Here is a 24,420-nt window from a genome sequence, read left to right as displayed (position 1 = left end):
GCCGGCGGGCACCCCGCCCCTTCCTGCTGCGGGGCACGGGGGCACGGGGGGCACGGGGGCATTCGGGTGGCGGGCGCGCGGACTCCGCGGCGGCCTGCCGGGAGGCCGCCGCCCGGCTCGTTAACGTGGGCGACCATGACCCCCCTGTGCGACCAGGCCACCGCAGTCCGGGCCCTTGTGGAGTCCGCCGACCCCGGGGCGGTGTGGGCCGTCGGCGGACCCGAGGGACCACAGGCGGGTTCGGACGGTGGGCACCCCGCCGACGCCGCCTTCGACGTGGACGCCCTCAGCGGCGTCCTCGCGCTCTGGCCGGTCATCGGCAGCCTCGTCGACGAGGGCGCCCTGCGGCTGCACACGCCGCTCGCCGCCTACGGGGACACGGCCGCCGAGGGCGTCCCCGCCGGGACCACCGCCCACCACCTCCTCACGCACCCGGGCGGGACCGCCGCCCTCACCCACCTCACCCGCCTCGCCGAGCAGCTCTCCGGCAGCCCGCTCGCCGACCTCGCGGCCACCCGGGTCTGGCACCCCCTGGGCATGACCGGCACCCGCTTCGCCGCCGGCACCCTGCGCGCACCCCTCGCAGACCTGGTCCGCTTCCTGCGCCACCTCCTGGCTCCGGCGGACCCGGCGGACCGGCCGGACCGGGCGGACCCGGCGGGCGCGGCGGGGATCAGCCGCGCCTGGACGGCCGAGTCGCTGCGCATCCGCACCGGCGAACTCACCCCCGCCCGCGGCCTGCTCTGGCACCCCGCCCCACACGGGGTATGGACCCACCACGCCCCGCACGAAGGCGGCCCCGCCCTCTGGGTCTCCCCCCGCCACCAGCGCTGGGCGGTCCTCCTGCCGACCGCCGGGCGAGCTACGCCGCGCACCGCATTCCGCGAAGCGGCCTTCGCGCCGACTGCCGCTGAATGAAGGTGTGTTGTGTGAGAACCTGAAGGCCGCCCCCAGGAGGTCGCGGCCGTATGAAGAAGACCCGACGGCGCGACGGGGACGTACCCGGGCCGTCTTCCCCGTGGGACGAGATCGCACCGGGCCTGTGGATGGGCGGCCACTACTGGGCCGGCTCGGCCGGTGAGCTGTGGCCCGCCGTCGTGGAGGACGAGTTCGACCTCGTCATCAGCCTCTTCACCCGGACCGGCCACGGTCCGGGACCCCGCGCCGAGCACATCGTGGCGGACATTCCGGACGCGGAGCTCACCGCCGGCCAGCTCCACACCGTCCAGCGCCTCGCCCACACCGCGGGACTGGCCCTCGACTCGGGCCTCACCACACTGGTCCGCTGCCACTCGGGCTACAACAGGTCCGGCCTTGTCGTCGCCCAGTGCCTCGTCGACCGGGGCCTGACACCCGCCGAGGCCATCGCCCGCGTACGCCGCGGCCGCTCGTCATGGGCCCTGCACAACGAGGCTTTCACCTCCTACCTCACCGCCGGGCTGGACATCGCGGCGCTGCTGGTCGGGCTCGACCCCTGACGCGGTCCTCGAGGCGCGGAGCGCGCAGGTGGGACGTACGGTGATGCCGTTGTCGCCGAGCGTTGTCGCTCCCGCCGCGGAGGTACACGGATGCGTACGGTCCAAGGGGCCGCCCTCGACGGGCTCCGAGCCCGGGTGAGGGCCCTCGCCGCCCGGCGGCGTCCCGAGCGAGTCGGTCGGTCACCCCGCGGTGCGGCACCGCTCGCGGACCGCGGACCCGCCCTGCCGGGGCTCGGCGTGGCAGGCCCCGGCCGGCGGACCTTCGTAGGGCCGTCGTTCCGGTACGCCGCCTCCGCCCCCGAAAGCACCGGCCGCGCCACCCTCGCCGGCCTCGGCGACCTGCTGCGCGGTCTCGCCCGGCCCCGCCCGGGCGAGGTGCGTGCCTCCGCCGCCGCGCTGCGTGCCCTGCGTGCCCGCCACGGGGACGCGCCCGCCCTCGTACGGACCCGATCAGGGCGGACCGTGCTCGTCCTCCTCGACCCGCAGGACCTGCGCCGGTTCTACGCCGAACCCGTCAGCGTCCTGGCCGCCGCCCCGCCGGGCAAGTGCCGGGGCGCGATCCCCGAGGAGAGCGCCGACTCCGGCTGCTCGCGCGGCGAACTCCGTGCGGAGCGGCGGCAGGTCAGCGCCGAGGTGCTCGCCGCGGACCTGCCCGTGCACCCCTCCTGCGGGTCCTTCCTGGCGGCCCTCGCCGAGGAGGCCCGGCACCTGGCCGACGCCCAGGCCCTCGACCTCGCCCGCGCCCGGTACGCCGTGCACCGGGCCGCCCGCCGGATCGTTCTCGGCGACGCGGCCGCCGGTGACGAGGAGCTCACCGGATGGCTCACCCAGCTGCGCCCCGAAGGCGACAGCCCGCGCGGCGGCCGGGTCCGCGCCGGCCGTTCCGTCCGCTCCGTCCGCTCCGCCCGCTCCGTCCAGGACAGGGCCCGCGCCCGCATCGAGGAGTACGCCGCCCACGCCGCCGCGGACACCCTGGCCGGCCGGGCCGCCCGCCACGCCGACCCCACCGGCAGCCTCGACCCGGTGGGCCAGGCCCAGCACTGGCTGCTGGCCATGGACGCCGTCCCGGAGACCCTGCTGCGCACCCTGCTCCTGCTCGGGGCGCACCCCGCGGAGCAGGACCTGGCCGCGGCCGAGGCGGTCGCGGAGGTCGCCGCCGGCGCGGACCGGGGCCGGCTGCCCCGGCTGCGGGCCTGCGTCCGGGAGTCCCTGCGGCTGTACCCGGTGGTGCCCGACCTGATCCGCGTCACCCGCGCCGAGACCGAATGGCGGGGAGTGCGCTACCCGGCCGGCACCTCGGTGCTGCTGCCCGCCGCGTTCCATCAGCGCGACCCCGAACGGGTTCCGGCTGCGCACGTGTTCGTGCCCGGCCGGTGGAAGAACCCGGGCGCGGACCAGGACCTCCGGATGGCGCCCTTCAGCCACGGCGGCGGCCGCTGCCCGGGCGACCAGCTCGGTCTGATGATGACGGCCGCACTCTGCGCCGAAGTGCTGCGGAGCCGGCGTATCGCGGGCACCCGCCCGGTGCTGGACCCGGTGGGACCGCTGCCCGCGACGCTCGATCCGTACGGGATCCGGCTCACGCTCACCCGCCGCTGACGAACGACCTCCGGACCGGACTCCTTGCCCGACCCCGTCCGGTGCTGCCGGACCCGACCGCCCCCGAACCCCTGCCGACCCCCACGAGGATGACATGCCCGACGCCGTGACCTCCGCGTCCACCGCCGCGGACATCGACCTGCTCGACGCCCCGTGCCGCTCACTCGCCGAGGCCGCCGACGCGGTCGGCGAGGCCGCCCGCTACGCCTCCGGCCTGGCCTTCGGCGCCCGGTTGCCCGCGGCCGCCCTCGCCCGGGGCGGCCGGACCAGGCTCGGCTGGCGCACCCTGGTGCGTACGCTCACCGACCCGGCGGGCCTCGGCTGGGCACCGCGCGGCCGGGGCGTGGCCCGGGCCGGCCGGCTCGCCGGGATCCTCGCGGGCCGGGAGAGCCTCGCCATCAGCATCGCGGTCTGCGGACTGAAGGCCCGGATCCGGGCCGCGAGTGCGGGCCGCCCCGAGCTCCTCGACGATCCCGGCGCGGCCGCCGTCCTCGGCGCCGTCGGAGCGGGCCGCCAGGCGGAGGCCGTCCGGCTGTTCCGCGCCATCATGCGCGAGCGGGGTGCCGAGCACGCCTTCTCGCTGCTGGCCCCGTCCTTCGCCGACATCCTCGCCTGGAACGCCCTGACCGACGCGAACCCCTTCAACGATCACGCCGGCTGGCAGGTCGCCACCGGCCGGGCCGAGACCGCCGAACCCGTCCTCGGGCTCGGCGCCGCCTTCTGGGCCTTCTGCGACCGCGGCCCGGGTCTGCCCGAACGGCCCCCGACGGGGCCCGCGCCCGCCGGCCGCCCGGCCCGCCGCCGAGTCACCCAGGCACCGGCGCGGCCGGCGCCCCGACCGCCGGCCGGTGGTCTGAGCGGCCGCGCCGCCGCGCTGCGCACCCATGCGTTCCGGCTGCACGGGGTGTCCGCGGCGCCGGAGTGGCACGGCCCGGAGGCCGAGGCCCTGCGCGCCGAGGTCGCCAGGCTCGCGACCCGCTGCGCGACCGCCGCAGGCGGCTTCGCCCTGGCCGCCGCCCAGTTGCAAGGCCGGGGGCAAGGCCGGGGGCAAGGCCGGCTAAAGGACCAGTGACAGCAGCAGGACGAAGCCCAGGCCGACCACCGAGATGATGGTCTCCATCACCGACCAGGTCTTCAGGGTCTGCCCTACGGTCATCCCGAAGTACTCCTTGACCAGCCAGAAGCCGGCGTCGTTGACGTGGCTGAAGAACAGGGAGCCGGAGCCGATGGCCAGGACCAGCAGGGCGGTCCCGGTGGTCGACATGTCCGCCGCGAGCGGGGCGACGAGCCCGGCCGCCGAGATGGTGGCCACCGTCGCCGAGCCGGTGGCCAGGCGGATGGCCACGGCGATCAGCCAGGCCAGCAACAGGGTCGGAACGGCCCAGTCCTTCGACACGTCCAGGATCATCTGACCCACACCCACGTCGATCAGTGTCTGCTTGAAGCCGCCGCCTGCGCCCACGATCAGCAGGATGCCCGCGATCGGGGCCAGGGACTTCTCCACCGTGGTCGAGATGCGCGCCCGGGTGAAGCCGGCCGCCCGGCCGAGGGTGACCATGCCCACCAGCACCGCGGTGAGGAGGGCGATCATCGGGGAGCCCGCGACATCGGTCACGCGCTGCACCGGGTCGGCGGGGTCGTCGACCACGATGTCGACCAGGGCCTTGACGAGCATCAGGGCCACCGGCAGCAGGACGGTGAACACCGTGGCCCCGAACCGGGGTCGGCGCGCCGGCTCCGCCGAGGGGCGCGGCGCGATCATGTGCTCCGGCGCCGGGATGTCCACCCACCGCGCCGCGTACCGGGAGAACAGCGGCCCGGCGATGACCACGGTCGGCAGCGCCACGAGCACACCGAGCCCGAGGGTGACCCCCAGGTCGGCGTCGAGCGCGTCGATGGCGACGAGGGGTCCGGGGTGCGGCGGGACCAGTCCGTGCATCACCGACAGTCCGGCCAGCGCCGGGATGCCGATCCGCATCAGGGAGTAGTTCCCCCGCTTGGCCACCAGCAGGACCACCGGGATCAGCAGCACGATGCCGACCTCGAAGAAGAGCGGCAGCCCGATCACCGAGGCGATGACCACCATCGCCCACGGCATGGCCCGGCCCTTGGCCCGGGCGAGGATCGTGTCCACGATCTCGTCCGCCCCGCCCGAGTCGGCCAGCAGCTTGCCGAGGATCGCACCGAGCGCGATCAGTACGCCGACGCCCGCGACCGTGGCGCCGAGTCCCGCGGTGAAGCTCGCGATCGTCTTGGCCAACGGCGCGCCCGCGAAGACCCCGAGGGCGAGTGACCCGATCGTCAGGGCCAGGAACGCGTGCAGCTTGAGGCGGGTGATGAGCAGGACGATGACGGCTATGCCCGCCAGGACGGCTATCCCGAGCTGGGTGTTCCCGGCCGAGGTGATCGGTCCGGTGGTGGCCGCTGCCAAAGTCTCGACGCTGAGACCGGTCACGATGACGTTCCCTCAGTTCTCGTGTATGGGGAGTCCGCGCAGCGCGGCCAGCGCCCGCTCGGTGACGTCCTCGAAGCTTCCGGACACGTCGACGACGACGCCGGGTTCGGCCTCCTGGAGCGGCTCCAGCGTGGAGAACTGCGAATCCAGCAGGGTGGTGGGCATGAAATGACCCCTGCGGTCCGCCATGCGCTTCTCGATCAGCGCGCGCTCGCCGGTGAGGTGGACGAAGAGGACCCCCGGGGCCGCGGCGCGCAGCCGGTCACGGTAGGCGCGCTTGAGGGCCGAGGCGGCGATGACGCCCCCGCGCAGGTCGCCGCTGTTGCGGATCCACTCGCCGATGGCGTCCAGCCACGGCCCGCGGTCCGCGTCGTCCAGCGGGGTGCCGGCCGACATCTTGGCGACGTTGGCCGCCGGGTGGAAGGCGTCGCCCTCCGCGTACGGAACGCCGAGGGCCTCGGCGAGCAGCCGACCCACGGTCGTCTTGCCGGTACCGGCCACGCCCATCACCACAATGACGCGCTGGGTGCTCACGCCTACCTCGCTGTCCTCGTCGACATCGTTTCGTGTGGCATCACTGAAGCGCATTAAGTACTACGTATTCAAGTGTCAGGTCGGAAACATCACATCTTTTGTTGGTGGGGGCGTCACCGTACGCTTGCGCCATGACCACCGAAGGCAGTCCTGGACAGGGGCAGGGGCTCCACACCCACGTGCTGGACACCCTCGGGCTCGCGATCACGGCGGGGGAGTACCTGCCCGGCAGCGTCCTGCGCACGGACGAGATCGCCGAACGCTTCGACGCCTCCCGCACCGTCGTACGGGAGGTCGTGCGCGTCCTGGAGTCGATGCACCTGGTCGAGTCGCGCCGCCGGGTCGGCGTCACGGTGCGGCCCACCGACGAGTGGAACGTCTACGACCCGCGTGTGATCCGCTGGCGGCTGGCCGGCACCGACCGCCCCCGGCAGCTGCGTTCCCTCACCGTGCTGCGCTCCGCGATCGAACCGGTCGCGGCGGGGCTCGCCGCGAGGCTGGCCACGCCGCAGCAGTGCGCCGAACTGACCGAGGCGGCCCTCGGCATGGTCCGCACCTCGCGCGGCCACCAGCTGGAGGGCTATCTGCGGCACGACATCGCCTTCCACCGCGTCGTGCTGAATGCCTCCGGGAACGAGATGTTCGCCCGCCTCGGCGATGTCGTCGCCGAGGTCCTGACGGGCCGCACCGAACACGCGGTGATGTTCCACGATCCCGACCCCGCCGCCGTCACCCTGCACGTCCAGGTGGCCGAGGCGGTGCGCGAGGGCGACGCGGAGCGCGCCGAGGCGCTGACCCGCCGGATCGCGGTGGGCGCGCTGGAGGAACTGGACGTGCTCGCTCCCTGAGCGTCCGTACCGTCGGTCCGGGGCACGGGGTCGGCGGGGTCAGGGTCAGGGCAACGGGTCAGGGGCCGTGGGTCAGCCGCACCCGCAGCCGCCGCACCCGCCGCCGCATCCCCCACCGCAGCCGCCACCGGACGAGGAGTCGGAGCCGCGCGACTCCTCACGTTCCCGCGCCCGTTCGCGCCTGCGCTCCTCTTCCCGGCGCGCCCGCTCCCGTACGGCCTCCCGGTACGAGCCGCCCGCCGGCTTCCACTCGCTCAGCCCGTGGCGCCGGCGGGGGAGCAGCGGGGCGGCCGTGACCCGCGGCACGAGGCGGACGCCCTGCTCGTATGCGGCGCTCTCCAGGACGACCTCCGCCCCCTCGTGCACCGGGCCGTACAGGACGGCCTGGAAGGGCTCCCGGCTCGGGTCGATGTCGTGGTGGGTCACGCGCAGGGTCCGTTCGGAGCCGCCGAGCAGTACCCGCTGCCCCGTGACGGTGTCCCGGACCCGGGGGAAGTGGGAGATCAGGGGCGGGCCGGCGGTGGAGACGGCGTCCGGGTACAGCCAGTGGTGGCCCGACGCGGCGGCCCGTACGCCGACCAGGAGCGCGGGCTGCGGCCGTGCCCGCAGGCGGCGCGTCGCCCGGCTCGACGCCAGGCCGCGGCCGAGCATCGTGGTACCGGCGACCAGCAGGGTCGCGGCGAACAACCGCCCGTCGAGGGGACCGTGGGCGCGGGAGAGGGCCGGGGCGGCCGCGAGGCAGCACACGGAGCCGACGGCGATGCCCGGCAGTCCGCGGCGCAGGTGCGCGACCGGAAGCGTGGTGGGCAGCGGGAAACGGGCGGATCCGGCCGCGGCGAGGGCCAGTTCGCGCTGGCGGCGGCGGGCGCGCAGGCGGAGCAGCACCCCGGTGGACGCCCACGCGCCGAGGACGAGGACCAGGCCGTGACCGGCCCGGACCGCCGTAGTGGGGGTGCCGGAGAGGGTGCGGGCGGCCTCGGCCGCGAGGGCAAGCGCGGCGAGCAGGGCGGGCACCGGCAGGTAGCGGAACCAGAACGGCAGTGCGGCCAGCAGGACGGCGGCCGCGAAGGACCGCTCTCCCTCGCCCTGCCGGAACGTCAGCAGGATCGAGACGATGACCGGGCCGACGAGGAGCCGGCTGCCGGCGACGGGCGCGAACACCGCCGGGACACCGGCCCGGAGCCAGCGCCGTGCGCTCTCGACACCCCACACCGCGACCGGGCCCTGCGGTATCGCCGCTGTGGGCAGGTGCTTGACGTAGTCGGTCACGGCGCCAGTATGTGAGCCCCGTGCCGCGGCCAGAAGGGGCGGCCGCGGCACGGAATCGCTACGGCCGCTTCTGTTCGTCGGGTGCCAGGTGTCAGGCGTCGAGCGCGGCGAGTTCGAGCGAGCCGAGACGCTCCGGTTCCGCCACGATGTCGATTTCCGTGATCAGGCCGTCCTCGATCGTGAAACCGAGGACCAGGAAGAGCCGTCCCAGCGGCGCCATCGCCAGGCCGACCGTCCCGTCGACCAGGGCCGGCGTCGTGGCCCGCGCCCGCTGCATGGCGGCCATCGCGCTCGTGGCGACGGTGACGGCGCCGCGCAACAGGATCGGGGCGGGAGTGGGGACGACGGCCTTGTCGGCGCGGAGCACCACATCGGGGTGGAGCAGGGCGACGAGCGCGTCGAAGTTCCCGCCGCGGGTGGCGGCGAGGAAGGCCTCCACCACGTGGCGCCGTCGGGTCAGGTCCGCCTCGGGCACCAGGGGCGCCCCCTTGACCCGGCGGCGGGCGCGGCTCGCGAGCTGGCGGGTCGCCGCCGGGGTCTTGTCGATCATCGGGGCGATCTCGTCGAAGGGCACGGCGAACAGGTCGTGGAGGACGAACGCGAGCCGTTCGGCGGGCGCGAGCCGGTCGAGCACCACGAGCAGCGCCAACCCGACCGAGTCGGCCAGCACGGCCTCCTGCTCGGGGTCGACCGTGTCCTCGCGGCTGCCGACGGGGTCGGTGGGGTACGCGTCTATCGAGTCCTCGCGCCGGGACTCGCGCGAGCGGAGCATGTTCAGGCACACGCGCGACACGACGGTCGTCAGCCATCCGCCGAGGTTCTCCACCTCGCTGATGTCGGACCGGCTCAGGCGCAGCCAGGTTTCCTGAACGGCGTCATCGGCCTCGGCGAGGGAGCCGAGCATGCGGTAGGACACCGCTCTCAGATGAGAGCGGTGCTCTTCGAAATGCTCCGTCAGCCACGCGTTGCCGTCCATGGATCCCCCCATGTCGATTGCCCACGGTGGATCATCAAAACAGATCACGGGGCTGCTGGATAATGACCCCCGAACAGCAGAAGCGACTGGAGACGCCGGTTCCACGTGGTGGTCCGGCAGGAGAGGGAGCCCCCGATGGACGTGCAGCACTTCGAGCGGATCACCGCATTCATCGAGGCGCGGCTCACCCCGCTGTTCGACGAGGCGACGGGCAGCGAACACGGCTTCGCCATGGACGGCGCCTCCCGCGCCCTGCGTGCACTGCGCAACTCCGTCCTGGAGGCCTCGGCGATCAAGGGCCTCATCGAGAAGCGGGAGTCCGCCGAGCCGGCCATGCGCCGCGTCATCGACCAGTCGGTGGAGCACAACTGGGACGTGCTGCGCGGTATCGCCCGCCAGTGGGAGGACCACGCGGACTTCCGCCACGAGTTCAAGCACCATGCGTGGGAGCTCGACCACCACCACGCGGCCGCCGAGGCCTGAGCTCACCCGGGCGGTTCGAGGACTCCGCGCGCGGCGACGGCTGCGCGCAGGAGTCCCGCCGTGCGGGACCGTTCCTCGGGCGACGGCGACAGAACGCCGTTCTCGGTCATCAGGGCGTGGAACTGCTGCTGCTCGTACGGAACCCCGTGCGGCAGCGCCGCGATGTGCCAGTGCAGGTGGGCGTTTCCCTGCCGGCTCCCGAGCGAGTACAGGTAGGTCCGCTCGCAGTCGAGGACGTCCTCGGCCGCGAGGGCGACCTTCCGGACGACGAGCATCAGCCGGGTGTAGGCCGCCGCGTCCAGATCGCGGACGGCATGCTCGATGTGTGCCCTGGGGGCCACCAGCACCTTTCCGGGGAGCGTGGGCCAGCGGTCGAGGAAGGCCACGTGGTGCTCGTCCTCGAAGACGGTCTCGTGCACGTAGTCGGGGTGTCCGGCGAGGAAGGCGCAGACGAAGCACGGTCCGCCGCGCGTCCGTTCGACGTACGCGTCGAGATCCATCGGTTCGCGGTCCATCGGCATCGGTGTCGGCATCGACGCATCCTTTCACCGGCCCCGTGCTCTCACCCGCCGGACGGGGCTTCCCGGAGGCGGCCGGTCACCACCACGTTGCCGTCCGGGGTGCGCCGTGCGAGGTCGCCGGTGCGGAAGTACCCGTCAGTGGTGAAGGAGCGCGCGTTGCGGTCGGGTGCCCGGTAGTAGCCGCGCGGGGTGCAGGGACCGCGGCCGAGGAGTTCACCAAACTCCCCGTCGGGCACGTCCCTGCCGTCCGCGTCGACCACGCGGATCTCGTCGTCGGGCGAGAGCGGGCGGCCCTGCGTGGTGAGCACGATCGCGTCGGGGTCGGCGGGCCGGGTGAGGGTGAGCGGCCCCTCGGCCCGGCCGGAGACCTGCTGCAGACGGCATCCCAGCCCGGGGCCCACACGTGCGGCGATCGTCGGCGGCAGGGGAGCGCCGCCGATCTGGACGAGACGCAGACTGCTCAGGTCGGCGGCCCGGACCGCGGCCGCGGCGTCGAGCCAGAGCTGAGCGGCGGCGGGCAGCAGCGACGTGACGGTGACCCGCTCCCGATCGACGACGGGGAGGCATACGGCGGGTTCCGTGTCCTCGACGAGGACGACGGTGCCGCCGACCGAGAGGGTACCGACGATGCCGGGGCAGCCGAGGGCGAAGTTGGACTCGGCGGGCAGCGCGGCCAGGTACACGTCGTTCTCGGTGAGCGACACCAGCTCGGCGGCGGCCCGCACCTGGTAGGCGTAGTCGTTGTGGGTGCGCGGTACGAGCGCGGGCTCCGTGCCCGTACCACTGGCGAGCAGGAAGAACGCCACCTGATCGGCGCTCTGCGCCGGCGGCCGCTCGGGCGGTGAGTCGACGGACGCCAAGGGGTAGTAGTGGCAGCCCGCCGCATCGATCGTGAACCCGCCGTGCGGGGAGGCTTCGCCCGGCCCCTCCAGGGTGAACACCCGCCGCAGGAACGGCCCTCGGGCCGCGATGTCCGCAGCCATCGCCGTGAGGTCGAAACCCCGGTGGGCAGCGGGACCGACATGGCCGACGGCCTGGCTGACCCGCACGAGGCGGGACACCTGCTCCGCCCGGTGCGTCACCGGGCAGAGCACGGGGACCGCGCCGACGCGCATCAGCGCGAAGACGGTGATGACGAACTCGGGCACGTTCGGCAGCTGGACGACGACCCGCTGCCCGGGCCGCAGGCCGCGCAGCCGGAACCCCGCGGCCATCCGGTCCACCCGCCGGTTCAGGTTCGCGTACGTGATGCGGGTGCCGCCGTGCACGAGCGCGGCCCGCGGCCCGTGCTGCCGGGCCCAGCCGCGGAGCAGGTTGTCCAGCGTGTTGCCGCGCCAGTGGCCGGCCGCCCAGTAGCGGTCGACGAACGCCTCGGGCCAGGGCGTACAGCCGTCGAGCATGGGTGTCATTCGCTTCCTCGGGACCGGTTTCGCCGTGTTGACCCCGGCAAGCCAAGCTTTCAACACGCCGCCAGGCAATGCGTGTTCCGGACCATGGACGCGCCACGCCCTCGGTGGAAGGTCCAATGACCACCGCCGGGGCGGTCGGCGGAATCCGCCGACCGCCCCGGCTCCGGCCGGAGAGCCGGTCAGGGATCAGGAAGTTTCCGACGTCTTGCGCGGGGTGGTCTGCTGGACCGCCCAGCCGTTGCCGTCGGGGTCGGAGAAGTAGACGAAGGACCCCCACGGCAGGTCCTGGATCTCCGTCACCTCCACCCCGCGGCCGCGCAGGTCCTCGTACGCCTCCTCGATGTCGGTGACGACGACCTGCATGTTGTCCAGCGAGCCCGGGGTCATCCGGGTCAGCCCCTTGCCGATGGCGATCGAGCACGCCGAGCCCGGCGGGGTCAGCTGGACGAAGCGGATGTCCTCGCTGACGGTGACGTCGTGGTCGGCGTTGAAGCCGAGCTTCTCGTAGAAGGCCTTGGCCCGGTCGATGTCGGTGACGGGGACGGCGACGAGTTCCAGTTTGATGTCCATCACAGCATCATGCTCCCGACACCGGCGCCTCGCCGTCCGACACCGCGAACTGCGTGCGGTACAGCTCCTCGTACCGCCCGCCCGCCGCCAGCAGCTCGGTGTGCGTGCCCCGTTCCAGGATCCGGCCGTCCTCGACCACGAGGATCAGGTCGGCCGCCTGTACGGTCGACAGCCGGTGCGCGATCACCACCGCGGTCCGGCCCGCCAGGGCCTCGCCGAGCGCCTCCTGCACCGCGGCCTCCGAGGTCGAGTCCAGGTGCGCGGTGGCCTCGTCGAGGATCACCACCCGCTGCCGGGCCAGCAGCAGCCGGGCGATGGTCAGCCGCTGCCGCTCCCCGCCCGACAGCCGGTAACCGCGTTCCCCGACCACCGTGTCCAGCCCGTCCGGCAGCGAGGCGACGAGTCCGTCCAGCCGCGAGCGCCGCAGGGCCTCCCAGATCTCCTCCTCGGAGGCCTCCGGGCGGGCCAGCAGCAGGTTGGCCCGTACCGACTCGTGGAAGAGGTGCCCGTCCTGGGTGACCATGCCGAGTGTCTCGCGGATCGAGTCGGCCGTGAGGTCCCGTACGTCGATCCCGCCGAGGCGGACCGCGCCCGCGTCGGCGTCGTACAGCCGCGGCAGCAGCTGCGCGATGGTCGACTTGCCCGCGCCGGAGGAGCCGACCAGGGCGATCATTTGGCCCGGCTCGGCCCGGAAGGACACCTCGTGCAGTACCTGCGTACCGCCCCGGGCATCAAGGGTGGCGACCTCCTCCAGGGAGGCGAGCGAGACCTTGTCGGCGGCCGGGTAGCCGAAGGAGACGCGGTCGAACTCCACGGCCACCGGCCCCTGCGGGACCCGGCGGGCGTCCGGCTTCTGCGCGATGAGCGGCTTCAGGTCGAGGATCTCGAAGACCCGCTCGAAGCTCACCAGCGCGCTCATCACCTCGACGCGGGCCCCGGCGAGCGCGGTCAGCGGGGCGTACAGCCGGGTCAGGAGCAGGGCGAGGGCGACGACGGAGCCGGCGTCCAGGGAACCGCGCAGGGCGTAGAACCCGCCGAGCCCGTAGACGAGCGCGAGGGCCAGCGCCGAGACCAGGGTGAGGGCCGTGATGAAGACCGACTGGGCCATCGCCGTACGGATACCGATGTCCCGCACCCGCGCCGCCCGGGCCGCGAACTCGGCGGACTCGTCGGCGGGCCGTCCGAAGAGCTTGACCAGGGTGGCGCCGGGAGCCGAGAACCGTTCGGTCATCTGGGTGCTCATCGCCGAGTTCAGTGCGGCGGCCTCGCGTTGCATCGCGGCCATCCGCGCCCCCATCCGGCGGGCCGGCAGCACGAACACCGGTAGCAGCACCAGCGCGAGCAGGGTGATCCGCCAGGAGATGCCGAGCATCACGACGAGGGTCAGCAGCAGGGTGACGGTGTTGGCGACCACCCCCGACAGGGTGTTGCTGAAGGCCCGTTGGGCGCCGATCACATCGTTGTTGAGCCGGCTGACCAGGGCCCCCGTCCGGGTCCGGGTGAAGAAGGCGACCGGCATCCGCTGCACGTGGTCGAAGACCGCCGTCCGCAGATCCAGGATCAGCCCCTCGCCGAGGGTGGCGGAGAGCTTGCGGGTCAGCAGTCCGAGCCCGGCCTCCGCGACCGCGATCAGCGCGATGAGCAGGGCCAGCCGGGTGACCGTGGCGCTGTCGCGACCGTCCACGACGGCGGTGACGACCCGGCTGGCGAGCACCGGCGTGGCCACCGCGAGCAGCGCGGTCACCACGCTCAGCAGAAGGAAGAGGGTGAGCCCGCGACGGTGCGGGCGGGCGAAGGCGGCGACGCGGCGCAGGCCGGCCCGGGAGAACGGGCGGCGGTCCTGCTCGGCGTTCATCGCGCTGTGGAGCGACATCCAGGCGGTGACTTCCATGTCCATGGCCGAAACGCTAGGACCTCAACCAAAGTCGAGGTCAAGTCCTTTTGTTCGGGACCGCCCGTGCCGGGTGGTAACTCTCCTCGTAAGGGCGGATGTTCGTGACCTCCGCCCGTTGTCGGTGACCGGTGGCATCATCGGTTCATGACGCAGGGATCCGAGTCCGTACGCTTCGGCAAGCCCACCACCGACACCGTCCTGCACCGATTCGAGCAGTGGGCCCGCGACACCCCCGGTGCCCGCGCTCTCATCGCCGGCCCGGACAGCCTGACCTACGGGGAACTGGACGCGTGCGCCGCCCGGTTGGCGCACCGTCTGCTCGGCTGCGACCTGCCGCCCGGCGGGCTCGTCGCCGTCGGCACCGCCCGGCAGAGCGAACTGGTCGTCGCCCTCCTCGCCGTCCTCAAGGCCGGCGGAGCCTACGCGGTCATCGACGTCGCGGACCCGCGCGCCGGGCGGCGGCAGCTCACCGCCGCCGAACCGGTCGTTCTGCTCACCGACACCGCCCACCGGGCCGCTCTCGACAACGGCAGCGGCCTGCGTGTGATCCGTCTCGACGAGGAGGCCGCGATCGCCGGGCCCCGCGCCGCCGAAGCGCCGTCCGGCCCCGCCTCCGACCGTCCGTCCGACCGGCCGTCCGACCGTCCGTCCGACCAGCCGTCCGACCGTCCGTCCGACCGGCCTTCCGGGTATGTCCCGCCGGGCCGCACCGCGGCCCTGCTCTTCACCGCGTCGGCCGAGCCCCGCGCGGTCCCCGTCGGCCACCGCCTGCTCCTGGCCGCCCACGAGAGCTGGGCGGAGGTGGCCCGGCCGACCCCGCGGGACCGGCACCTGATCACCTCCGGACCGGACGTCACGGCCTTCGCCGCGGGCTGGACCCGCGCCCTGTGCTCGGGCGGCGCCCTCGTGCTGTCACCGCGGTCCCCCTGGAAGCCCGAGGACATCCGCGCGGCCGTCGAGACCGACCGCGTCACCGTCCTGCACACCGACCCGGCCGGCGCGACCCGGCTGCTGATCGAGGACGCGCAACCGGCGGCCTCCGGCCCGCCCGGCCAGCGCGGTTCGGACCCCGCCTGCCGTTCGCTGCGGCTGCTCGCCGTCTCGGGCGACCGGCTCTACCTCGACGAGCAGGCGACCCTGCAGATGGGGCTGCGCCCCGGCGCGCGCGTGCTCAATGTCTACGGCCCCGCCGACTGCGCCGGCGTCGGCACCTGGTTCGAACTGTCCCAGCTGCCACACCCGTTGGACGACCCGGAAGAGGTCTCCCTGCTCGGCACCCCCTTCCCCGGCTGCCGCGTCGAGGTGCGCGGCGGCGAGATCCGCCTCACCCCGCCGGACGGCGGCGATGCCGTACCCACCGGCGACCTCGGTGTGCTGCGCGAGGACGGGCTGCTGGAGTTCGGCGGCCGGATCCGGGACCGCATCGCGCTGCCCGACGGCCGCCAGGTCGACCCTTGCACGATCGAGTCCGCCATCCGCGGCCACGCGGGCATCGGCGCCGCCATCGTCAAGGCGGTCGACGGCCCTCGCGGCCCGCGGCGGCTCGTCGCGTACGTGGCCCCGCCGCCGGGCGGGCCGAGGTGGCCCGCGGGGGTCCTGCTGCCGGACATCGAGGAACTGCGCGACCACCTGGCGGGCAAGGTGCTCAAGGAGGAGTGCCCGCGGAACGTGATCCGCCTGCGCGCCCTGCCCCGTACCCCGGCGGGCCGCGAGGACCGGGACGCCCTGCCCCTGCCCATCCTGCCCGCGGCGGCGGCGCGGCGCGCCGGCAGCAAGTCCGGCAAGTACGGGTCCGCCCCGCGTCAGGAGGAGATGCCGGCGTCCTGTGTGGCGGGCTGCGGGGGAGTCCTGGGCTTCGTCGCGCTGATCATCACCAACCTCCTGTGGCCCGGATCCACCGACCTCACGGGAGTGCCGCAGCCCTGGGCGTTCCTGTTCTCGGTCCTCTACCTCTTCGAGTGCCTCGCCTTCGGCGTCGGCGTGGTCTTCCTGTTCGGTGGACGCGCCCGGATGCGGCGTCAGCGCCGCAGCCCCTCCCTGACCGTGGCCGCCCATCTGGCCGTGTCCTACCTGCTGTTGGCCTGGTGGCCGCAGGACAACCTCTACCGGCTGGCAGCCAAGCAGGACTGGCCGCAGCAGGCCGCGCTCGTCTACACCTTCAACGTCCCGCTGATGATCGCGGGCGTCATCGCCGCGGCCTACGTCGTCGCCAGGCCCGCCGATCCCTTCGACTTCCACGACCCCCTCGACGACTGACCCGACCGCGGGCTGATCCGACCGCCGACCGGAGCGCCGCCCGGTCGCGCGGGCCGGCTACGGCGGGCCGAACATCGCCCCGACGGCCAGCGCCTCGGCCCGCACCAGCGCCTCGGCCGCGTCCAGCACCTGTCTGCTGCGCGCGGCCACCAGCACACCCAGCCAGGGCGCCGGTTCGAAGGCGCCGGTCGGGATCGCCGGGACGAACACCGCCCCGAGCTCCGCGCAGCCCCGCACCAGGGCCGCGCACAACTCGTCCAGCTGCGCCTCGGGCAGCCGCGCCCCCAGCTCCACCCGGTCGGCGATCCGTACGAGGTGCCCCGCGCCGCGCAACACGTCGAGCCGGGCCGCCACCATGAAGGCGATCGACGGCCCGGTCAGCCGCAGGTTCGTCTCGGTCGGCGCGAGCCGTCCCTGCCCGTCGGCGACGAAGTCCACGTCGAACCAGCCCCGGTAGCCGGAATCCGCCAACTCCCGGCCCACCGCCGCCCCGAAGGCGAGGAGGGGCTTGCCGGCCCACTCGGGCACCACCCCGGGCCCCACCGTGGCGCCCCGGTAGCAGCCGTCCGTCACGTCCATCACCGCCCCGCCCACCTCGTGTACGCGGCCCGCGCCGTCGACGAAGCCGTCGTACGTCAGGTCCCGCGGGCCCTCGCCCCCGGCCGCCGCCGCCCCGCCCGCCGGGCCGCCGACGTACTCCTCCAGCAGCAGCGGCCCGCGCGGCAGCCGCCGCAGCACGGCCCGCGCCCCGCCCGCCGCCCGGGCCCGCGCCGGGGTGACCACCGTGGTGCCCGAACCTCCGACGCCGTGCTCCGATTTCAGAACGGTGCTCTCGCCCGCCCCGGTCCGGGCCGCCAGGATCCGGGCCGCCGCCCATCGCCCGCCGGCCCGCCACTGCCGCGGGAGCACGATCTCCGGATGCCCGCCGTCGGCCAGGATCCGCCCGAAGAGCCCGTGCGCCGCGGACTTCGACTCGTAGCGCAGCTCCCCGGCCCGCCACGGCCGGCCCGCCAGCCGCCCGAACGGCCGGGTGCGCCCCCACGGTACGAGGGGCAGCCCGGCCCCGGCCAGCAGCGCGGCCAGCGCCGGGCGGGCCCGTACGGCATCGGAGAGGCCGGGATCCCCGTCCAGCAGGCCGTCGTACACCTCGACGCCGGTCCAGCCCAGCTGGCGGCAGACCAGCTCGGTCCAGCCCCGCGGTACCGCTCGCGGCAGCACCAGCGCGGCCGGGTGGGGGCTGTAGAAGGCGGCCAGGCAGGCGTAGTGGTGGGCGGGCCGCTGCTCACGGTCCAGGGTGGCGTCGGCGAACTGTGCGTTGAACTCGCCGACGTTGCCCAGGTGCACGGCCCGCCCGCCGCCGGTCCAGGCCCGGGCCCAGTCGGCGAGCGGGGCGGGCGCCACTTCGAACCGGACCAGGGCCGACCCGCCCCGGGGGTCTTCGCCGGGGCCGCCGCCGGGGCCGCCGGGGTCTTCGCCGGGGCCGGCGCCCGGGCCGACCGGCGCGGTCGCGACCGCCCCCATCGCGCGGTAGAACCCGGTCGCGTGCGGATCGGAGTCGATCACCAGCCGGCGCACCCCCAGTTCCGCGGCCCGCCGCAGCACGTCCCGGTACAGCAGGCGGCCCACGCCCCGCCCGACCGCCGACGGCTCCACGAAGAGCAGCCCGAGGACCGCCAGCGGGGGAGCCCCCTCCAGGGAGGCGACCCCGAGCACCTCCCCCCGCTCGCTTTCGGCCACGACGATGCGGCGGGCCCGGACGTCGTCGGCCCGGATCCGCAGTTCCTCCGCGCACCCGGCGAGGAAGCCGGCGTCGTACCCCCAGTAGGCCTTGGACCGCATCACCAGCCCCGTCAGGTCCGGCGCCTCGGCCGGTCGCGCGGCCCTGACCTTTGCCATCTGCTGACCTCCCCATGGTCCGCGTCAAGGCCGTGCGATAGATTCGGCCTTCCCACGGCACATACTTTCCCACCCACGCGGAGACAGGCTTCTCAATGAGCGACATCATCAACGGACTTGGCCGCACCAGCGCCTACGGCGCCCTCGGCCTGGTCCTGCTGATCCTCGGCATCGTCCTCGTGGACGTGCTGACGCCCGGGAAGCTTCCCAAGCAGATCTGGGAGGAGCGCAACCGCAACGCGGCCCTCTTCCTCAGCTCCGCGCTCCTCGGCATCGGCGGCATCGTCTTCACCTCGATCTGGACGACGTACTCGGACTTCGGCAAGGGCCTGCTGTCCACCGCGGCGTTCGGCGTGCTCGGCCTGATCCTGATGGCGGTGGCCTTCCTCGTCCTCGACCTGGTGACCCCGGGCAAGCTCGGCGCCATCGTCGTGGACCCGCAGCCCCACCCGGCGGTCTGGGTCTCGGCGGCCTGCAACCTCGCCGTGGCCGCGATCGTCGCCGCCTCGATCGCCTGACGCGGAGCACCCGTACGTGACGAGAGCGCCGCTCCCACAAGGGAGCGGCGCTCTCGCCGTATGCGGATAGCGGCTTCTCAGGCGAGACCCAGCGCGAACACCGCGAAACCCGCCGCCAGCAGCCCGGCCACGGTACGGCGCAGCGCGCTCGCCCCGCGTCCTTCCCGCGGCGGGCCCTCGAACCGTCGGGCGTACCGGGCGATCCCCACGAACAGCGCCGCGAACACCGGCATCCAGGCCAGCCGCGCCGCGATCCAGGCCGTGCCGTCCGGCGCCGTCGTCAGCCCGGCCAGCTCACCCACGAACGAGCCGGGCACGGCCGCGGCCAGCATGGCCGTCTGGTGCCAGCACAGGATCGTCATCGCCGAGAGGTTGATCACGACCACGGGAGCCCACAGGGCGGGCCGGGCCAGCAGCTTCGCCAGCCGGTCGCGCAGCAGGATCGCCGCACCCGACTGCGCCGAGGCCAGGGCCAGTACGAGGAGCGACGGCGGGTGCGAGTTGGTCCGTGCCGCACCCGGTACGCCCACCATCGACGCCGGATAGTGGAAGACCGCCAGCAGCGCCGCGAACAGCAGCGTCCCGCCGGCCAGCAGCAGCCAGGCCCCCCGCCGTCCGATCCGCCGCTCGCCCCAGGAAACGCCCAGCTGGTAGGCGAACAGCCAGCCCGGCAGGATGTTCACCAGGGAGAGCCAGGAGGGTACGGAGTCGGCGAGCGGCCCGTAGCGCAGGAAGTCCACGACGGCGACCGCGGCGAGCAGCGGGGCGGCGGACCAGCCGCCGAGGCGCCGCGCGGCCCGCACGCAGTACGGGGTCAGCGCGGTGACCACCACGTACACGCCGACGAACCACAGCGGTTGGATCACCAGCGTCGCCCCGGTCCGCAGCGTCGCCTCCGGCACCCCGGCCGCGTACAGCACGGGCGCGGCCAGCGCCCACACCGCGGTCACCCCCAGCACCGGCCGTCCGAGCCGCACGACGCGGTCCTTCAGCCAGGCGCGCGTCGACCCGGTGCGGCGCCCGAAGGAGAGCGCCGAGGCGTAGCCGCCGACGAGGAAGAAGATGCCGAGCATCTGGAGCACCCAGCCGGCCGGTGCCAGTGCGCCGAGGGCCGCCAGCGGGCTGGCGTTGTGCAGACCGCCCTCGGCGTCGAGGGTGAAGCCGCCGAGCAGCCAGTGGCCGGTGGGTACGGCCAGCAGCGCCAGCGCGCGCAGCCCGTCGATCGCCCGGTCGCGGTGGGCGGGGGTCTGCCGGTCGATGCGGGCCGCGGCCGTGCGCAGCGGGGCCAGGGCCGCGGCGGAAGCGCTCATCGGGCCGTTCATCGGGCTTCTCCCTTCGCGATCGCGGCGAAGGCCGCCAGGGACTGGGTGCCCGGCGTGAAGTAGCCGGTGTGGCCCTGGACGTCGGCGGCGGGCACCCGGCGGGCACCGAAGGCCGCGGAGGTCGGGTCGGCGCCGTGGCCGATCCCGGCGAACTCGACGTTCGGGACGTCGGCTATCCAGTCGGAGGGGCCCCGGGCCGCCCAGACGCGGGCGCCGGTGTGCAGAGCGGCCGCGGTGTCGGCGCGCATCCCGGGGGAGCCGAGGGCCACGATGTCGCCGGCGTCGGTGTGCCGGGCGGCGAGCCCGCACACCACCGAGCCGTAGCTGTGGCAGAACAGCACCGGGTCGGGTGCGCCGACGGCGTCGAGTCCCGCGGTGAAGCGGGCGAGCCGGGCCGCGCCGGCCCGGGCGAGGCGGCCGTCGGCCGCGTCCAGGCCGACGCCGACCGGGGTGGTGTAGCCGATCCAGGCGACGACGGCGGTGGAGCCGCCGGTGGCCTCGCGCAGCGCCCGGGCCATCCCGGCCGGGCCGGTGGCGGGCTTGCGCCGGGCGTCGTGGGTGGCCGCGTCGTTGTCGGAACCCGGCACGATCACGGAGACGTGCCGCGCGTGCTCCAGGTCCCCGAACACCTCGGCCACCTGACCCCGGCCACGCGGGTCGAAGGCCAGGATCTGCCGGTCCGGCGCGGCGAGGGAGGCGTACCGCGCCTCACCCGTGCCGGTTACGGCGATCCGGTTGGCCTCGTACCGCAGAGGGAGCGGAGCCCCCTCCAGGTTGCCCACCACCAGCGGGTGGGACCGTACGAGTTCCCGGCGCGCGGTGTCGTTGAGCCCGGCGAAGAACGCGGCCACCTCGTGCGGCGTCGCGGTCGCGGGATCGGGAAGCGACCGGCCGGCCGCGATGTCGGCCCGCCAGGCGGCGGTGCCCGGAGGCGGCCCGGTGACCGCCGCCTGACTGTCGCCCGAAGCCCAGCCGGCACTCCCCCCGACGACGGCCACCGCCAGCGCGGCGGTGACCAGCGTCCTTCCGAAGCGGCGCATGCCCCTTCTCCTCTCCTCGTGACGAGGAGGAAGGTAGGTAGGGGGTACCGGCCGGGACGTCGGACCGGGGAGCCAAGTCGGATGTCATACCCCGGTAGGGGGTGGAGGAGAAGCTCGTCAGTAGACGAGCAGATGGTCGCAGGTGTTCGTCCCACTGGGGAGCGAACTGTCGCTGTTGAGGACGTAGAAGGACCGGGCGAATCCCGTCGCCGTCATCTTCGGGACGACGATCAGGGTCTGGCCCGCCATGTCGAGCCCCAGCGGTCTCACCACGTTCTGGTTCAGCAGGACGAAGAGGTTCTGCGTGAGCGCGTCCAGTCCGAGGACCCGGTACGTGCGGTCGCCCGATCCGTCCGCTCCGGTGACGGGCGCCTGGTACTGCGTGGCCGCCCATTGCGACGGCTGAGGAGCGACGCGTCCGGCGGCTTCCAGGGCTTGCAGCCGCAGCTGCGTGCTCGGCCGGACGCCGGCCATGTGGATGTGCAGCTGCTGGAAGCGCCGGGCGCTCTGCGAGTTGATTCCCAGACCGATGTTGGGGGATGCCACGGGGACGTCACCCCCGCTCCGGCCGGTCTCCCACGCCTCGTGCCAGTAGTTCGCGACATTGGGCGACACGAGGAAGGGGCACTCGATGCCCGTGATCCGGCAACTCGGCAGGAGCAGGTAGTTCTGCGGGGACGGCGGCCTGCCGTGCAGCACCACGTAGTTGGGGGTCGTCTTGAGGCAGTCCGGCAGCTGCCCGCTCGGCGGGACGATCCCCTGGGTGCAGTACTGCACCTCCTGCCACAGCGGGTCGGTGTCCGAGGGCAGGCCGCACAGGGACTGCATCTGGGCGGGAGGGCACGGGCTCGGTCCGCCGGGCGGGTTCGGATCCGTGGGACAGGGGCAGCACGACGGCTTTCCGGGGGCGGGGTCCGGACCGGTCGCCGCGGACGCGCTGCCGCCGGCGCCAGCCAGCAGCGCGCCCGCGCCCAGGGCGCCAGAAAGTGCCACGAACTGACGCCGGGGCATGTCGCTGGTCCTGTCGATGGCATTCATCCGTGAGCTCCGATGGTCGACGACCGCTGCTTTCGCTGTGCCGGGCCGGGCGAGGGGCGCCGGTCCCGGCCGATCGGTTCCCTCGCCGATCCGCTCACAAATTAGGCGGTGGTCCTCCTTTTTCCCGGCAAGGAAATGGGGGAGGGCCCGGTATTACGCCGGAAGGCGGTCATGCCCGTCCGGGTGCGGCCGCAGAGGCCGCCGGTGCGCGGCGCATCAGGCGGAGTCGCCCGGCCGCACCAGCCCCGCCTCGTACGCGAAGATCACCGCCTGGGCCCGGTCCCGCAGGTCGAGCTTGGCCAGCACCCGACCGATGTGCGTCTTCACCGTCTGCTCCGCCAGCACCAGGTGCCCCGCGATCTCCTGGTTCGACAGCCCGCGCGCGATGAGCTCCAACACCTCGGTCTCGCGCGGCGTGAGCCCCTTCAGCCGCAGCGCGGGATCCTTGCGGGGGGCCGGCCGCTGCTGGACGAAGTCCGCGATCAGCCGCCGCGTCACCGAGGGCGCCAGCAGGGCCTCGCCCGAGGCGACGACCCGGACCGCCGCGATCAGATCGGCAGGCGGGGCGTCCTTGAGGAGGAAACCGGAAGCCCCCGCGCGCAGCGCCTCGTACACGTAGTCGTCGATGTCGAAGGTGGTCAGCATCAGCACCTTCGGCCGGTGCACCACCCCGGGCGGGGGGTCGAGGATCTCGCGGGCGGCCGTCAGCCCGTCCATCTCCGGCATCCGCACATCCATCAGCACCACATCGGGGTGCGTGGAGCGGGACACCTGCACCCCCTGCCGCCCGTCGGGGGCCTCGCCCACCACATCGATGTCGGCCTGCGCCGACAGCAGGGCGGCGAACCCGGCCCGCACCATGGCCTGGTCGTCGACGATGATCACGCGGATGGTCAACTGGGTTCCTCGGTCGGGTCGTTCAACGGCAGCCGGGCGGCGACCCGGAAGCCGCCGTCGGGCAGCGGACCGGTGTCGAGCGTCCCGCCGGTCAACCGTACGCGCTCCCGCATGCCCACCAGACCGTGCCCCGTACCCGAACTCTCCAGCTCCACCACGGCATCCCGGGCCGGGCCGTTGACCACGAGCACGAGGACCTCGTCCTCGTCCACCGTCACCGAGACCCGGGTGGGCGCGCCCGGCGCGTGCCGCACCACATTGGCCAGGGCCTCCTGCACGATCCGGTACGCCGACAGGTCCACCGCCGGGGGCGCCGCCCCGGCCGCCCCGGCCGCCAGCGACAGCTCCACCGGCTGCCCGGCCCGTACGGTCGCCTCCACCAGCTGCTGAAGCCGGTCGATCCCCGGCTGCGGGGCCCGCTCGCCGTCGGCGCCGTCCGCCCCGCCGGCCCCGTCACCCCGCAGTACGGTCAACAGCCGCCGCATCTCGCCCAGCGACTCCCGCGCGCTGGCCGCGATGGCCGCGAACTCCTCCCGCACCGGCTCCGGCATCCCCGGCACCCGGTACGGCGCCGAATCGGCCTGCACGGTGATCACCGACATGTGGTGGGCCACCACATCGTGCAACTCGCGCGCGATCCGGGCCCGTTCCTCCAGCAGGGTCCGCCGGGCCCGCTCGGCCTCACTGATGCTCTCCTGCTCGACGACCCGCTGTTGTGCGTCGCCGAGCCCGCGCAGCGCGCCCGTCAGCACCAGCACGACGCCGCTGAGCACGAAGAGCAGGGCGTTGGTGTTCGTCACGCCCGCGGGCGAGGAGAAGCCCAGCACGGTACCGACGGCACCGGTCACCAGCCACACCCCGACCAGCGGCCGGACGGACTCGCGCAGTCCCAGGCAGGCCATCAGCACCAGGTAACCGACGATGGTCATCGGCGGCCACGGCCAGGACTGCCCGGCCACCTTGTCGGAACCGATCAGCAGCACCGCGGCGACGGTGTCGGCGGTCAGGACGGCGCCCCAGGCCGGCCGCGGCCGGGTCACCGCGAGGAGCAGCGGCACGGTCTGCGCCACGCCCAGCGCACCCGCCCAGCCGCCGCCCACCCCGTAGTCGTTGGCCAGCACCGTGATCGTCACCGGCATCAGGGTGACGACGAAGATGCCGACGACGACGAACGGCAGCGCCCGCTGCCACCGCTTGGGTGACTGCGCGAACAGCGGCTGCGCCGCCCCGGCGGGGGTGCGCAGCAACACGGCGAGCTGCGCCAGCGCGCCGGGCATGCGGGCCGAGGCCGCCGAAGAGGCACGGATGCGGTCGCGGGCCCGGCTGCCCAGCCGGGTGCGGGCTCTGTCGCTCATGATCGCACCAGCCTATGCGCCGCCGGGCCGTGAGAGGGGGAGAGCTACGCTGCTTGCCTGTC

22 protein-coding genes are annotated in these 24,420 nt (G+C 74.1%); 8 read left to right on the top strand and 14 right to left on the bottom strand.

Going from position 1 to position 24,420, the window contains the following annotated elements:
• Positions 1–135 precede the first annotated feature (135 nt).
• The 4 genes from OG373_RS03110 to OG373_RS03095 all read left to right on the top strand — a co-directional run bounded on the left by OG373_RS03110 (position 136) and on the right by OG373_RS03095 (position 4,149).
• On the top strand, positions 136–918 hold the full coding sequence (locus OG373_RS03110; protein ID WP_405435646.1) for a hypothetical protein: 783 nt from the start codon (positions 136–138) through the stop codon (positions 916–918).
• Between the two features lie 50 nt (positions 919–968).
• The gene (locus OG373_RS03105) at positions 969–1,478 is read left to right on the top strand and encodes a protein phosphatase (RefSeq protein ID WP_405435645.1); all 510 of its coding nucleotides are present in this window, start codon (positions 969–971) and stop codon (positions 1,476–1,478) included.
• Positions 1,479–1,568: 90 nt separating this feature from the next.
• Entirely contained in the window at positions 1,569–3,077 is a 1,509-nt protein-coding gene (locus OG373_RS03100; protein WP_405435643.1) for a cytochrome P450, read from the top strand.
• Positions 3,078–3,171: 94 nt separating this feature from the next.
• On the top strand, positions 3,172–4,149 hold the full coding sequence (locus tag OG373_RS03095) for a hypothetical protein (protein ID WP_405435641.1): 978 nt from the start codon (positions 3,172–3,174) through the stop codon (positions 4,147–4,149).
• Here the strand turns inward: OG373_RS03095 and OG373_RS03090 are convergent.
• Both OG373_RS03090 and OG373_RS03085 read right to left on the bottom strand, forming a co-directional pair.
• Positions 4,135–5,532 (bottom strand): gluconate:H+ symporter, encoded by a 1,398-nt coding sequence (locus OG373_RS03090; protein ID WP_405435640.1) that lies wholly within the window; start codon positions 5,530–5,532, stop codon positions 4,135–4,137. The two genes, OG373_RS03095 and OG373_RS03090, sit on opposite strands and share 15 nt — an antisense overlap.
• 12 nt (positions 5,533–5,544) lie before the next feature.
• A complete protein-coding gene (locus tag OG373_RS03085) occupies positions 5,545–6,066 on the bottom strand; it encodes a gluconokinase (RefSeq protein WP_405435638.1) in 522 nt (173 codons plus the stop codon).
• 131 nt (positions 6,067–6,197) lie between these two features.
• Here OG373_RS03085 and OG373_RS03080 point away from each other — a divergent pair, with 131 nt between their 5' ends.
• Positions 6,198–6,914 (top strand): FadR/GntR family transcriptional regulator, encoded by a 717-nt coding sequence (locus OG373_RS03080; RefSeq protein WP_397736544.1) that lies wholly within the window; start codon positions 6,198–6,200, stop codon positions 6,912–6,914.
• A 72-nt stretch (positions 6,915–6,986) separates the two neighbouring features.
• On the opposite strand, the gene OG373_RS03075 is transcribed toward OG373_RS03080, so the two are convergent.
• The gene (locus tag OG373_RS03075; protein WP_405435636.1) at positions 6,987–8,183 is read right to left on the bottom strand and encodes a hypothetical protein; all 1,197 of its coding nucleotides are present in this window, start codon (positions 8,181–8,183) and stop codon (positions 6,987–6,989) included.
• 91 nt (positions 8,184–8,274) lie between these two features.
• Positions 8,275–9,159, bottom strand: coding sequence for a sigma-70 family RNA polymerase sigma factor (locus OG373_RS03070; protein ID WP_405435634.1), 885 nt, complete (start codon positions 9,157–9,159; stop codon positions 8,275–8,277).
• Positions 9,160–9,294: 135 nt separating this feature from the next.
• Between OG373_RS03070 and OG373_RS03065 the strand changes: the two genes are divergently transcribed.
• Positions 9,295–9,642 carry a hypothetical protein gene (locus tag OG373_RS03065; protein WP_405435632.1) on the top strand — a complete coding sequence of 116 codons (348 nt, stop codon included), beginning with the start codon at positions 9,295–9,297 and terminating at the stop codon, positions 9,640–9,642.
• Between the two features lie 2 nt (positions 9,643–9,644).
• Here the strand turns inward: OG373_RS03065 and OG373_RS03060 are convergent, their stop codons facing one another.
• From OG373_RS03060 to OG373_RS03045, 4 genes are all read right to left on the bottom strand, one after another.
• A complete protein-coding gene (locus OG373_RS03060) occupies positions 9,645–10,175 on the bottom strand; it encodes an HIT family protein (protein WP_405435630.1) in 531 nt (176 codons plus the stop codon).
• 29 nt (positions 10,176–10,204) lie between these two features.
• Entirely contained in the window at positions 10,205–11,572 is a 1,368-nt protein-coding gene (locus OG373_RS03055) for a (2,3-dihydroxybenzoyl)adenylate synthase (RefSeq protein WP_405435629.1), read from the bottom strand.
• 186 nt (positions 11,573–11,758) lie between these two features.
• On the bottom strand, positions 11,759–12,142 hold the full coding sequence (locus OG373_RS03050) for a VOC family protein (RefSeq protein WP_405435627.1): 384 nt from the start codon (positions 12,140–12,142) through the stop codon (positions 11,759–11,761).
• Positions 12,143–12,149: 7 nt separating this feature from the next.
• Complete coding sequence (locus OG373_RS03045) at positions 12,150–14,039, bottom strand: ABC transporter ATP-binding protein (RefSeq protein ID WP_405435626.1); 1,890 nt, start codon at positions 14,037–14,039, stop codon at positions 12,150–12,152.
• 141 nt (positions 14,040–14,180) lie between these two features.
• On the opposite strand from OG373_RS03045, the gene OG373_RS03040 reads away from it, so the two are divergent.
• Positions 14,181–16,292, top strand: a complete 2,112-nt coding sequence (locus OG373_RS03040) for an AMP-binding protein (RefSeq protein WP_405435625.1) — start codon at positions 14,181–14,183, stop codon at positions 16,290–16,292.
• Positions 16,293–16,349: 57 nt separating this feature from the next.
• On the opposite strand, the gene OG373_RS03035 is transcribed toward OG373_RS03040, so the two are convergent.
• Positions 16,350–18,188: a GNAT family N-acetyltransferase gene (locus OG373_RS03035; RefSeq protein WP_405435623.1), complete on the bottom strand. Its 1,839-nt coding sequence runs from the start codon at positions 18,186–18,188 to the stop codon at positions 16,350–16,352.
• A 95-nt stretch (positions 18,189–18,283) separates the two neighbouring features.
• Between OG373_RS03035 and OG373_RS03030 the strand changes: the two genes are divergently transcribed.
• Positions 18,284–18,706, top strand: a complete 423-nt coding sequence (locus OG373_RS03030; RefSeq protein ID WP_030384867.1) for a DUF350 domain-containing protein — start codon at positions 18,284–18,286, stop codon at positions 18,704–18,706.
• Between the two features lie 77 nt (positions 18,707–18,783).
• Here OG373_RS03030 and OG373_RS03025 read toward each other — a convergent pair whose 3' ends face one another.
• From OG373_RS03025 to OG373_RS03005, 5 genes are all read right to left on the bottom strand, one after another.
• The gene (locus OG373_RS03025; protein ID WP_405435621.1) at positions 18,784–20,016 is read right to left on the bottom strand and encodes an acyltransferase; all 1,233 of its coding nucleotides are present in this window, start codon (positions 20,014–20,016) and stop codon (positions 18,784–18,786) included.
• Between the two features lie 8 nt (positions 20,017–20,024).
• The gene (locus OG373_RS03020) at positions 20,025–21,068 is read right to left on the bottom strand and encodes an alpha/beta hydrolase (protein ID WP_405435619.1); all 1,044 of its coding nucleotides are present in this window, start codon (positions 21,066–21,068) and stop codon (positions 20,025–20,027) included.
• A 117-nt stretch (positions 21,069–21,185) separates the two neighbouring features.
• Positions 21,186–21,896, bottom strand: coding sequence for a CDP-diacylglycerol diphosphatase (locus OG373_RS03015; protein WP_405435617.1), 711 nt, complete (start codon positions 21,894–21,896; stop codon positions 21,186–21,188).
• Between the two features lie 426 nt (positions 21,897–22,322).
• Entirely contained in the window at positions 22,323–23,003 is a 681-nt protein-coding gene (locus tag OG373_RS03010; protein WP_403619403.1) for a response regulator, read from the bottom strand.
• Positions 23,000–24,358 carry a sensor histidine kinase gene (locus tag OG373_RS03005; RefSeq protein WP_405435615.1) on the bottom strand — a complete coding sequence of 453 codons (1,359 nt, stop codon included), beginning with the start codon at positions 24,356–24,358 and terminating at the stop codon, positions 23,000–23,002. Before OG373_RS03005 ends, OG373_RS03010 begins: the two co-directional genes overlap by 4 nt.
• Positions 24,359–24,420: the final 62 nt, after the last annotated feature.

It is taken from the genome of Streptomyces avidinii, from assembly GCF_045161815.1.
Lineage (GTDB): Bacteria > Actinomycetota > Actinomycetes > Streptomycetales > Streptomycetaceae > Streptomyces > Streptomyces avidinii.
The sequence above is the reverse complement of the archived record's forward strand: the minus strand, read 5'-3'. Positions and strand labels throughout refer to the sequence as shown.